9 protein-coding genes are annotated in these 11,926 nt (G+C 61.7%); 7 read left to right on the forward strand and 2 right to left on the reverse strand.

What is annotated here, in order from left to right; genetic code table 11:
* Positions 1–34: 34 nt before the first annotated feature.
* Positions 35–715, reverse strand: a complete 681-nt coding sequence (locus tag PYR71_RS17590; RefSeq protein WP_183917795.1) for a TetR/AcrR family transcriptional regulator — start codon at positions 713–715, stop codon at positions 35–37.
* A 150-nt stretch (positions 716–865) separates the two neighbouring features.
* On the opposite strand from PYR71_RS17590, the gene PYR71_RS17595 reads away from it, so the two are divergent.
* From PYR71_RS17595 to xylA, 5 genes are all read left to right on the forward strand, one after another.
* Complete coding sequence (locus tag PYR71_RS17595; protein ID WP_275620253.1) at positions 866–2,080, forward strand: HlyD family secretion protein; 1,215 nt, start codon at positions 866–868, stop codon at positions 2,078–2,080.
* Between the two features lie 24 nt (positions 2,081–2,104).
* Positions 2,105–3,703, forward strand: coding sequence for a DHA2 family efflux MFS transporter permease subunit (locus tag PYR71_RS17600; RefSeq protein ID WP_275620254.1), 1,599 nt, complete (start codon positions 2,105–2,107; stop codon positions 3,701–3,703).
* Between the two features lie 207 nt (positions 3,704–3,910).
* A complete protein-coding gene (locus PYR71_RS17605; RefSeq protein ID WP_275620255.1) occupies positions 3,911–4,936 on the forward strand; it encodes a LacI family DNA-binding transcriptional regulator in 1,026 nt (341 codons plus the stop codon).
* A gap of 18 nt (positions 4,937–4,954) precedes the next feature.
* Entirely contained in the window at positions 4,955–6,409 is a 1,455-nt protein-coding gene (gene xylB, locus PYR71_RS17610; RefSeq protein ID WP_275620256.1) for a xylulokinase, read from the forward strand.
* A 179-nt stretch (positions 6,410–6,588) separates the two neighbouring features.
* On the forward strand, positions 6,589–7,899 hold the full coding sequence (gene xylA, locus PYR71_RS17615; protein WP_275620257.1) for a xylose isomerase: 1,311 nt from the start codon (positions 6,589–6,591) through the stop codon (positions 7,897–7,899).
* Positions 7,900–7,962: 63 nt separating this feature from the next.
* Here xylA and PYR71_RS17620 read toward each other — a convergent pair whose 3' ends face one another.
* Complete coding sequence (locus PYR71_RS17620) at positions 7,963–8,994, reverse strand: LacI family DNA-binding transcriptional regulator (RefSeq protein ID WP_183917807.1); 1,032 nt, start codon at positions 8,992–8,994, stop codon at positions 7,963–7,965.
* Positions 8,995–9,267: 273 nt separating this feature from the next.
* Between PYR71_RS17620 and PYR71_RS17625 the strand changes: the two genes are divergently transcribed.
* Both PYR71_RS17625 and PYR71_RS17630 read left to right on the forward strand, forming a co-directional pair.
* A complete protein-coding gene (locus tag PYR71_RS17625; RefSeq protein WP_275620258.1) occupies positions 9,268–10,794 on the forward strand; it encodes a sugar ABC transporter ATP-binding protein in 1,527 nt (508 codons plus the stop codon).
* Positions 10,795–10,870: 76 nt separating this feature from the next.
* Positions 10,871–11,875 carry an ABC transporter permease gene (locus tag PYR71_RS17630; RefSeq protein ID WP_275620259.1) on the forward strand — a complete coding sequence of 335 codons (1,005 nt, stop codon included), beginning with the start codon at positions 10,871–10,873 and terminating at the stop codon, positions 11,873–11,875.
* Positions 11,876–11,926 lie beyond the last annotated feature (51 nt).

Below are 11,926 nucleotides of genomic sequence, written 5' to 3' on the forward strand. Positions count from 1 at the left end.
TTGGCCGATGCAAGCGAGCAGTCAAGAAAGCGTATCAGGCGGTGTGGTGCCGGCGCGCGCCATAGGCCGCCATGAAGACCTTGATCGCACCGCGGATGACGCGGTCGATTTCTTCGCGGCTCGGCGGCTCCTCCATGCTGCCGAACAGACGCAGCTTGAAGAAACTGCCGCTGGCAAGATCGAGAAACTGACCGGCGGCCAGATCGATGTCGTCGATGACAAGCGTACCTTCCGCGACGTGCCGTTCCAGGAAGTCGCGCATGATAGTGCGCAGATTGACCGGCCCCTTGAAGAAGCGCTGACAGAGCACCGGCATGCGGTCGCGGACGCCGAGCACGGTGCGCATCGCAGTGATGACCTTTTCATCGGTCATATGGGTGACGAAGTTGATCCCGAATTCGTACAGGCCGGCTTCGGGATCGTCATGTTCGGCAAGCGCGGTGCGCACGGCCGCCACGAAAGCGGCGCGCTCGGCTTCGATCATCGCCGAAAACAGTTCTTCCTTGTTGGTGAAATAGACGTAGAGCGTTCCCTTGGAGACGCCGGCCTCACGCGTCACGTCGTTCATGCTAGCAGCGTCGAAACCCATCTTCATGAAGACACGTTTGGCACCGGCGAGGATCTGCTGGCGCTTTGTCGGATCTTCGCCCGCAGCAAATCGGCCTCCGCTAACGGGAGGGCTGAAGACGGCAGCGTTGTCAGGTTTCAGCGTCATTTCTCCTTAACCGTGTTCACGGTTTCGTATTTTCCTTAAAGAAATCGAACCGATTGGTTCTATACACTTGATATGACGGTAAAACAGGTTTATGTCAACTGAACCGAACCGTTCAGTTCGATTATTTACTCCAAGATCGGTAGTGCCCCCATGTCGAGCAACCAGAAAAGCAACGTCGCGCGTATCGTCAGCGAAAAGGCCGAAGCCGAAGAGGTCAAGACCGAGGTCGCGGCTGTTGTGGAGGCTCCGACGGCGGAAGCCCTGGAAAAGCCGTCCGCCCCCGCGCAGTCGGCGCCGGCTCCGGTCGCAGCACCCGCGGCTGCGAAGAAGCGCCGCAGTCCGGTGCTGCCGATCCTCGTGCTCGCTCTTCTGGCGGGCGGCGGCTGGTATGGTTATGAATGGTGGACGAACGGCCGCTTCATGGTGTCGACCGACGACGCCTATATCGAGGGCGATATCGCAACGATTTCGCCGAAGGTCACGGGCTACGTCGCTAAGGTGAATGTGGTCGCCAACCAGGAAGTCAAAGCGGGCGACGTGCTTGCCACGCTTGATAGCGGCGATTATCAGAACGCCCTCGATCAGGCGCAGGCCCAGATCGCCACCGAACAGCTTTCACTGCAGCGTATCGACGCGCAGATCGAAGGCGCCAATGCAAGCCTTGCGCAGGCGCGGGCGCAAAAGGTGGCACTCGAAGCGGCCGTTCGTGGTGCCGAAATCACCCAGAAACGCCAGAGCGAGCTCCAGGCGAAGTCGGTTGGCACCGCTGCCGATCTCGACAACGCCAATATCGCGCTCGACCAGGCCAAAGCCAATCTTGCCGGCGGCGACGCCAACATCACCGCCGCGCAGGCCAATATCACCATTCTTCAGGCGCAGCGCAAGGAAGCCGAAGGCTCGGTCCGGGCGCTGGAAATCTCGCGCGACAAGGCCGCCCGCGATCTCTCCTTCACCGTGCTCAAGGCGCCTTACGACGGCATTGTCGGCAATCGCTCGGTCCAGGAAGGCGATCTCGTCTCGCCCGGCCAGCGGCTGATGGCGCTCGTTCCGGTGCGTGAGCTCTATATCGACGCCAACTTCAAGGAAACGCAGATCCAGCATCTCGTTGCCGGCTCGAAGGTCAACGTCCATGTCGACGCCTATGACGACCATCCGATCGTCGGCACCGTCGAATCGATCTCGCCGGCGTCCGGCTCGGTTTTCTCGCTGCTGCCGCCGGAAAATGCGACGGGCAACTTCACCAAGGTGATCCAGCGCGTGCCGGTGCGCATCGCGCTGCCGCAGGAGGCGCTCGACAGCGGGCGTCTGCGCGCGGGCCTCAGCGTCGTCGTCGACGTCGACACCCGTACGGCGCCCAGCAAGTAGCCTCAATAAGGCGGAGGTGGTCAGATGGCCGGAAGCGCGACAGCAGCGACGGGCACGATTCCGGCGTTACCTGACCATGCCGCGGATCGCATGGATCCGAGGAAGCTCATTGCCTTCTTCGCGATGGTGCTCGGCATGTTCATGTCGATCCTCGACATCCAGATCGTCTCGGCCTCGCTTGCGGAAATCCAGGCCGGCCTTTCGGCCGGCTCTGACGAGATCGGCTGGGTGCAGACGGCCTATCTGATCGCCGAAGTGATCATGATCCCGCTTTCGGGCACGCTGGCACGCATCATCTCGACGCGTTATCTCTTCGCGATTTCGGCGGCCGGTTTCACCATGGCGAGCGCGCTTGCGGCGACGGCGACGAATATCGACCAGATGATCGTCTACCGCGCCATCCAGGGCTTCATCGGTGGCGGCATGATCCCGTCGGTGTTTGCGGCCGCCTTCACCATCTTCCCGCCGTCGAAGCGCAGCATCGTCTCGCCGATCATCGGACTGATCGCGACGCTGGCACCGACCATCGGCCCGACCGTCGGCGGCTATCTCAGCCACGCCTTCTCCTGGCACTGGCTATTCCTGGTCAATATCGTTCCCGGCATCATCGTCACGCTGGTCACCTGGAACTTCATCGATTTCGACAAGCCGGAGCTGTCGCTCTTCAAAAAGTTCGACTGGTGGGGATTGATCTCGATGGGCATCTTCCTCGGCACGCTGGAATATGTGCTCGAAGAGGGCAATTCGAACGATTGGTTCAACGACAGTTCGATCGCGATTGCCGCCGTCACCTCGGGTGCCGCGGCTATCGTCTTCTTCTACCGCGCCTTCTCGGTGGAGTTTCCCGTCGTCGATCTCAAGGCCTTTGCGAACAGGAATTTCTCCTTCGGCTCGGTCTTCTCCTTCGTCATGGGCATTGGCCTCTATGGCCTCACCTACATCTACCCGGTCTATCTCGGCCGCATCCGGGGCTATGATTCACTGATGATCGGCGAGACAATGTTCGTCTCGGGGCTTGCGATGTTCTTGACGGCGCCGATCGCCGGCCGGCTGTCGACCAAGATGGACCTGCGCCTGATGATGGTGATCGGCTTCATCAGCTTCGCTGCCGGCACCTACATCATGGTTCATCTGACGGCTGATTGGGATTTCTACGAGCTCTTCATCCCGCAGGTTCTGCGTGGCTTCGGGCTGATGATGTGCATGGTGCCGATCAACAACATCGCCCTCGGCACAATGCCGCCCTCTCGCATCCGCGGTGCGTCCGGCCTGTTCAACCTGACCAGAAACCTCGGCGGCGCCGTCGGCCTTGCCGTCATCAATACCGTGCTGACCAACCGGCAGGACGTGCACTATGAGCGGCTGCGGGAGAATATGGACTGGGGCAATCCGGCGGCGATCGACCAGATGAACAACATGGCCGCCAATTTCAACAGCTACGGCATGGATGGCGCCTCGGTTGCGATCAAGCAGATGGTCGGGCTTGCCACCAAACAGGCGGTCATCCTGTCCTTCAGCGATGTCTTCCTGATCCTGACCGCGCTTTTCGTCGCGATGATCCTTGGAGTCGCGATGATCCAGAAACCCGCGCCGCAAGGCGGGGGAGGCGGTGGCGGCCACTGACCTCCGGCCTGCCGCCCCATGAAAAGGTCCTCTCCGGAGGGCCTTTTTGTTTGCAGTTTTCCGGCCTCTATGCGATCAGCCAATAATCGTCCTGCTGACCGGCTCCCGGCCGGCGGCGACGCGGGAAACGTGATGGGCGAATCACCCGCTCGATTTTTTGATTTACGTACATCAAAATTGGCGTTAATGGTCTCGTCAGGAGGAATGATGAGGCCAACAGTTCACGATATCGCTGCCGCTGCCGGGGTCAGTCTTGCGACCGTCGACCGGGTTCTCAACCGGCGTCCGGGCGTGCGCCACGTCACGCGGGAAAAGGTCGAGACTGCGATCCGCGAGCTCGGTTATATCAGAGACGTGGCTGCGGCCAATCTCGCCAAGGGCCGCACCTATCCGCTGGTGTTCATCCTGCCGGCCAGCGACAATTCCTTCATGCACGGGCTTAATGGGGAAATCCGGCAAGCGATCCTGCGTTCAGCTGCCGAGCGCACCGATATTCGCACCATCGAGGTGCCGGCCTTCGATCCGGCGGCTCTCGTTGCTGTGCTCGAAGAGCTCTCTCAAGGAAAACCTTGCGGGGTTGCCATGGTCGCCACTGATGCACCTGAGGTGCGCGCCACTGTCGACAGGCTGGTGCATGCGGGCTTTCCCATCGTCACGCTGGTGTCCGACCTTACGGGCTCCCTGCGCCATCATTATGCCGGCGTCGACAATATCGCGGCCGGCCGCACGGCCGCCCGTCTGCTCGGCCGCTTTCTCGGGCCGCGAAAGGGCGAGATCGCCGTGCTCGCCGGGTCCATGCTGGTGCGTGACCATCGCGAGCGGCTGGAGGGCTTCACCGCGGTCATGGCCGAGGAGTTTCCCGATCTGGCAATCCTGCCGGTACTCGAAGGCCGTGACGATCCGGAGATCGCCCATATGCTCGTCGCCGACGCGCTTGCCAGGAATGCCGGCATTGTCGGCGTCTACAGCCTCGGCGCCGGCAATCGCGGCCTCATCCGGGCGCTGAAGGAAAAGGCCGTCGACCGGACGCTGACCGTCATCGCCCATGAACTGACCACCCATACGCGGGCGGCGCTTATCGACAATACGATCGATGCGATTCTCAATCAGGACGCCGGCCATGAAGTGCGCAGCGCCATCCGCGTCTTGAAAGCCAAAGCGGACGGGCTGCCAATGATCGACGCTCAGGAGCGCATCCGTCTCGATATATTCCTGAAAGACAATCTGCCGTAACGGCAAAGGAGCAACCCCATGTATCTCGGTCTCGATCTCGGAACCTCCGGCGTCAAGGCGATGCTGATCGACGGCGATCAGACGATCGTCGGCTCGGCCAACGGTTCGCTCGACGTTTCGCGCCCGCATTCCGGCTGGTCGGAACAGGATCCGGCCCACTGGGTGCGCGCCGCGCAAGAGGCTGTCGCCGGCCTCAAGGCAAAACATCCGAAAGAACTCGCCGCGGTCAGGGGTATCGGCCTGTCCGGACAGATGCACGGCGCCACGCTGATCGATGCCGCCGACAAGGTGCTGCGCCCCTGCATTCTCTGGAACGACACGCGAAGCCATGTCGAGGCCGCGGCCCTGGATGCCGATCCGCGCTTTCGCGCGCTCACCGGCAATATCGTTTTCCCCGGCTTCACGGCGCCGAAGCTCGCCTGGGTCAGGAAGCATGAGCCGGACATTTTCGCGAAGATCGCTAAGGTGCTGCTGCCGAAGGACTATCTACGTCTGTGGCTGACTGGCGAGTATATTTCCGAAATGTCGGATTCGGCCGGCACCTCCTGGCTCGACACCGGCAAGCGCGCCTGGTCGTCCGATCTGCTCGCCGCCACTCAACTTTCCGAGGAGCAGATGCCGACGCTTGTCGAAGGCACGGCACCGGCCGGCAGACTACGCTCCGAACTCGCGGCACAGTGGGGCATATCGGGCAATGTCGTCGTTGCCGGCGGCGCGGGCGACAATGCCGCATCGGCCTGCGGCATGGGGACCGTCAGCGATGGCGCCGCCTTCGTCTCGCTCGGCACCTCCGGCGTGCTTTTTGCCGCCAACGGCTCCTATCTGCCGAAGCCGGAAAGCGCCGTGCATGCCTTCTGCCACGCGCTGCCGAATACCTGGCACCAGATGGGTGTCATCCTGTCGGCGACCGATGCGCTCAACTGGCATTCCGACGTGACCGGCAAGTCGGCCGCCGATCTCACCGGCGAACTCGGCGAGACGCTGAAGGCGCCGACCGGCGTCACCTTCCTGCCCTATCTCTCCGGCGAGCGTACGCCGCACAATGATGCCATCATCCGCGGCGCCTTCATCGGGCTGGAACATGAAAGCAGCCGCGCCGTGCTGACCCAGGCCGTGCTCGAAGGTGTCGCCTTCGCCATCCGCGACAATCTCGAAGCGCTGCGGTCGGCCGGCACCGGCATCTCCCGTGTCACGGCGATCGGCGGCGGTTCGCGCTCGCGCTACTGGCTGGCGTCGATCGCCACTGCCCTCGGCGTTCCGGTCGACCTGCCCGCCGACGGCGATTTCGGCGCGGCCTTCGGCGCTGCTCGCCTCGGTCTGATCGCGGCAACGGGTGCCGATCCGATTTCCGTCTGCACGCCGCCGGTGACATCAGGCACGATCGAACCGGTGTCGGCGCTGAGCAGCGCTTACGAGGATGCCTATACGCGTTACCGGGCAATTTATCCGGCGATCAAATCGCTGGCGCATTGAAACTGGAGCCAGCGGCCCCCTCATTCGTCTGCCGGCACCTTCTCCCCGCTGGGGAGAAGAGATTCGCGGCGGTGCCTCTTTCCCTTCTCCCCTGGTGGAGAAGGTGGCCCGAAGGGTCGGATGAGGAGGCCAGACGGCACAAACGACAAGACTGAACTACGAACCCAAGGAGACCTGACATGAGCACCGGATTTTTCGGCGATATCCAGAAAATCAAATATGAAGGCCCCGACAGCACCAATCCGCTGGCCTTCCGTCATTACCAGCCGGACGAGATCGTTCTCGGCAAGCGCATGGAAGACCATCTGCGTTTTGCGGTGGCCTATTGGCATACCTTCACCTGGCCGGGCGGCGATCCCTTCGGCGGCCAGACCTTCCTGCGCCCGTGGTTCGAAGACACGATGAAGGCTGCCAAGCTCAAGGCCGACGTCGCTTTCGAATTCTTCTCACTGCTCGGCGCACCCTATTATTGCTTCCACGACGCCGACGTGCGCCCCGAGGGCAAGAACTTCGCCGAGAACACCAAAAACCTCAACGAGATCGTCGATTATTTCGCCGAGAAGCAGGCTGCGACCGGCACCAAGCTGCTGTGGGGCACGGCCAACCTCTTCTCCAACCGCCGCTACATGTCGGGTGCTGCGACCAATCCGGATCCCGATGTTTTTGCTTTCGCCGCCGCGACGGTGAAGACCTGCATCGACGCCACGCAGAAGCTCGGCGGCGAGAACTATGTGCTCTGGGGCGGCCGCGAAGGCTACGAGACGCTGCTTAACACCGACCTCAAGCGCGAACTCGACCAGCTCGGCCGCTTCCTCAACCTCGTCGTTGAATACAAGCACAAGATCGGCTTCAAGGGCACGATCCTGATCGAGCCGAAGCCGCAGGAGCCGACCAAGCACCAGTATGACTACGACGTCGCGACCGTCTACGGCTTCCTCAAGAAGCATGGGCTGGAAAACGAAGTGAAGGTCAATATCGAGCAGGGCCATGCGATCCTTGCCGGCCATTCCTTCGAGCACGAGCTGGCGCTCGCCAATGCGCTCGGTATCTTCGGCTCGATCGATATGAACCGCAACGACTATCAGTCCGGCTGGGACACCGACCAGTTCCCGAACAATGTTCCGGAAATGGCGCTTGCCTATTACCACGTTCTGGCAGGCGGCGGCTTCAAGACCGGCGGTACCAACTTCGACTCCAAGCTGCGCCGCCAGTCGCTCGATCCGGCGGATCTGCTCATCGGCCATATCGGCGGTATGGATTGTTGCGCTCGCGGCCTGAAGGCCGCCGCCAAGATGATCGAGGACAAGGCGCTGTCGCAGCCGCTTGCTGATCGTTATGCCGGCTGGGAAACCGCCGAGGCGCAGAAACTGTTCCGCGGCGAATACTCGCTGGATGAGATCACCAACTGGGTCGAGACCAAGAACGTCAACCCGCAGCCGAGATCCGGTCAGCAGGAACTGCTCGAGAACGTCGTCAACCGTTACGTCTGATAAGGTGCGCCGGCGGCCAGCGGTCGCCGGCGCAGCTCGTTGTAGCCGGCAATTATAACGTCTTCAGCGCTTCAACCATTGGCGCGACGGTGCGGAGACCGAGTTTCGAACCACCAGATCCGGCCGCAGCAGGATTTCCGTCTCGGCCGGCCGACCATCGGACAAGAGTTCCAACAGCAGCGCCATCGCCTGTTTGCCGATCGCCGTTCGCGGCTGACGGATCGTCGTCAGCGACGGGGAGATGAAGACGGCCTGCGGCACGTCGTCAAATCCGGTCACCGAGAAATCCCGTGGAATGTCGTAACCTCGCGCACCGAGCCCGATCATGACGCCGATTGCCGTCTGGTCGTTCACGCACATGAAGGCGGTCGGGAGCGTGTCGCGCATGAAGAGCTGTTCGACCGCATGCCGGCCGCTTTCGATCGTGCCGTCGCCTTCGAGCACGATCCTGAGATCCGGCGGGACGCCGGCGGCGTCGAGGCCGGCATCGTAACCCATGCGGCGCCTGACATAGGCAAGCCGGGTGCGCGAATCGCCGATGAAGGCGATCTTGCGATGGCCTTCGGCCAGCAGCAGATCCACCGCCTTTCGCGCGCCTTCGGTATCGTCGACACCGACATAGGGAATGCCGCCGTTGAAGACCGGTTCGAAAACGCCGACGCTCGGCGGCAACCGGGCTGTCATCGTCTGATGGCCGAAGGGCAGGATGCCGGTGAAGAGGATCAGCCCGGCGGCCTGGTTGGAGTTGAAGAATTTCAGATATTCCAGGCCACGCTGGGCGTCGTTCTGGGTGTGGCCGATCAGGATGCCGTAGCCGTGGGCGCGCGCCTCGTTCTCCAGTCCAACGAGAATGTTGGAGAAATTGGGATCGCCGATGTCCGGCGCCACGACCAGGATCATGTTGGAGCGACCGAGCCTCAGGCTGCGCGCCATGGCATTGGTGGTGTAGCCGGTGACGGCGATCGCCTGATTGACTTTAAGCCGCGTCGAGTTGGCGACCTTCTCCGGGGTGTGGATCGCACGCGAAACCGTCGCGATGGAGACCTCGGCGATCCGGGCGACGTCTTCGATTGTTGCGGGCGTGGAATTCGACACTGCGCTCTGCCTTGGGGCTGTTCGCCGCGACACTACACAGACTCGCCGAGAGGTCAAAGGCAAGCTTCAGCGGATCTGTGTAAATCCACGATGTAAACCTTTACATGCATGATGTAAAGGTTTACATAAGACTCAAAGCGGACGGGAGCCGCAAGCGCAGAGCTCTGAGGATCGAGAACGGTTTTCAGAATGGAAATGTGCGCTAGTTCTTCAAGGTGATGGAGCGGCGCCGGCGCGTTCTGCCGGATGCAAGGCGCTCTTGGGGAGGGCATGATGACCGTGGAGATCGCCGACACCGCACCCGTGGTGCTGTCCGCCAGGCGCATATGCAAATCCTTCAGCGGCGTGCAGGTGCTCTTCAGCGTCAATTTCGATCTCCGTGCCGGCGAAATCCATGCGCTGATGGGTGAAAACGGCGCCGGCAAGTCCACCCTCGTCAAGGTATTGTCCGGCTTTGAGCAGCCGAGCTCCGGTGAAATTCTGCTCGACGGCCAGCCCGTTATCCTGCCACCCAATGGTGCGGCGGAAGCGCTCGGCATTGTCATCATCCATCAGGAATTCAATCTCGCCGAACATCTGACCGTGACGGAAAGCCTGTTCCTCGGGCGTGAGGTCACGCGTTTCGGTGTGCTCGACCGCAAATATATGCGCTCCGAGACACGCAAAGTCCTCGACGTGCTCGGTTCACATGTCGATGAGAATGCGCTGATCAGCACGCTTTCCATCGCCGACAAGCAAATGGTCGAGATCGCCAAGGCGATCAGCCGCGATGCGCGCGTTGTGTTCATGGACGAGCCGACGGCCGTCTTGTCGCGGGAAGAGACGAGCATGCTCTTCAAGCAGGTTCGCAAGCTGCGCGACCAGGGCACCAGCTTCGTCTTCGTCTCCCATAAGCTCGATGAAGTGATGGAATTGACGGATCGGGTGACGGTGCTGCGCGACGGCCAGTGGATCAAGACCTCGCCGACATCAATCCTCGACGGGGAATCGATCGCGCAGCTGATGGTTGGCCGCGAGCTCTCCAGCCTCTATCCCGCCAAGGTCGAACCCGATGTCGACGAGGAGGTTGTCCTCAGGGTTTCTTCGGTGTCGACGGGTTATATCAGGGATGCGAGCTTCGAAGTGCGCAAGGGCGAGATCATCGGCTTCTCCGGGATGATCGGCTCCGGCCGCACTGAATTGATGGAGGCGATCGCCGGCCTGCGAACCCGCCTTGAGGGTGAAGTGGTCATCAAGGGGCAAACCGTTCCCTCCGGCGACGTGCATGCCGCCAATCGCTGCGGGCTTGCCTACATGACCAAGGACCGCAAGTCGAAGGGCCTGCTGCTGCGTTCCGGCATGATGGCCAATCTGACGCTGCAATCGCTCGGGCGGCATTCTCGCCATGGCTATCTCAGCCCGAGCAGCGAAGCGGCGGCGCTGGCGAAGGCCAAGCGACGCTTCGACATCAGGGTTCGCGACGGCAATATCATCGCCGGTCGCATGTCGGGCGGGAACCAGCAGAAGCTGCTGCTTGCCAAGGTCATGGAGACCGATCCCGATATCGTCATCATCGACGAGCCGACGCGCGGCATCGACGTCGGCACCAAGCAGCAGATCTATCATTTCATCTCGGCGCTTGCCCGCGACGGCCGGTCGATCATCGTCGTTTCCTCGGAGATGCCGGAGGTCATCGGTCTCTGCACGCGGGTGGCGGTAATGCGCGAAGGGCATATCGTCGGCGTGCTCGAGGGAGACGAGATTTCCGAGCAGGAGATCATGCGCTACGCCGCCGGGCTCAAAAAAAAGGCGGCCGCGTGAGGGCGAAGCGGGACTTGGCCGAAGCGGACAATAGATAGATGCCCAGGCAGTCTGGGACGGGAGGTTGGTTTTGGACATGAGTGTTAACGAGGAGACCAGGGAAATCCGGCGCAGGTCCTGGCGTGACGTCGATCTACGCGCGGTTGCACCCTTTGCCGCCCTGGCCTTGCTTCTCATCGTTGGCGCATTGGTCAATCCGAATTTCATCGGCATCACCAATCTGGCCAACGTCGCGACCCGCTGCGCTTTCATCGCCATTATCGCCGTCGGCGCGACGTTCGTCATCTCGGCCGGAGACCTAGATCTTTCCGTCGGCTCGATGGTGGCCTTCGTCGCCAGTCTGATGATCCTGCTGATCAATTCGGGCGTCATTGCCGATCCGGTGCTAATGCTGACGTCTGCCGTGCTGTTCACGGTCATTGCCGGGGCTCTTTGCGGCCTCGCCAACGGTCTCATCACCACGGTCGGCAAGATCGAACCCTTCATCGCCACGCTCGGCACCATGGGCATTTATCGCGGCCTGACCACCTGGCTGTCGCAGGGCGGCGCGATCACCTTGCGCTCGAGCGACATCCAGACGCTGTACCGTCCGGCCTATTTCGGCAATATCCTCGGTCTTCCGGTTCCGATCGTGGTGATCCTCGTCGTGACCGCGATTGCAGCCTTCATCCTGTACCGCACGCGTTACGGCCGCCATGTCGTCGCTGTCGGTTCGAACAGTGACGTCGCGCGCTATTCCGGCATTGCGGTCAATCGCGTGCGCACTATTGCCTTCGTCATCCAGGGCCTCTGTGTTGCGATCGCCGTGCTGCTCTACGTGCCGCGTCTCGGTTCCACTTCGGCAACCACCGGCATCTTGTGGGAGTTGCAGGCGATTACCGCCGTCGTTGTCGGCGGCACGGCTCTCAAGGGTGGCGCCGGCCGTGTCTGGGGCACGATCTGTGGCGCCTTCATTCTCGAACTCGTCGGCAACATCATGCTGCTTTCGAATTTCATCAGCGAATATCTGATCGGCGCGATCCAGGGTGCGATCATCATCATCGCCATGCTGGTGCAGCGGTCACTGGTGCGCAAATCGTAAGGCAAGCCGGCTTTTCGAATTGGTCGGGCTTTACAGGGCACCCGGCTCGAA

The organism is Rhizobium mulingense, from assembly GCF_029194105.1.
Classification (GTDB): domain Bacteria; phylum Pseudomonadota; class Alphaproteobacteria; order Rhizobiales; family Rhizobiaceae; genus Rhizobium; species Rhizobium mulingense.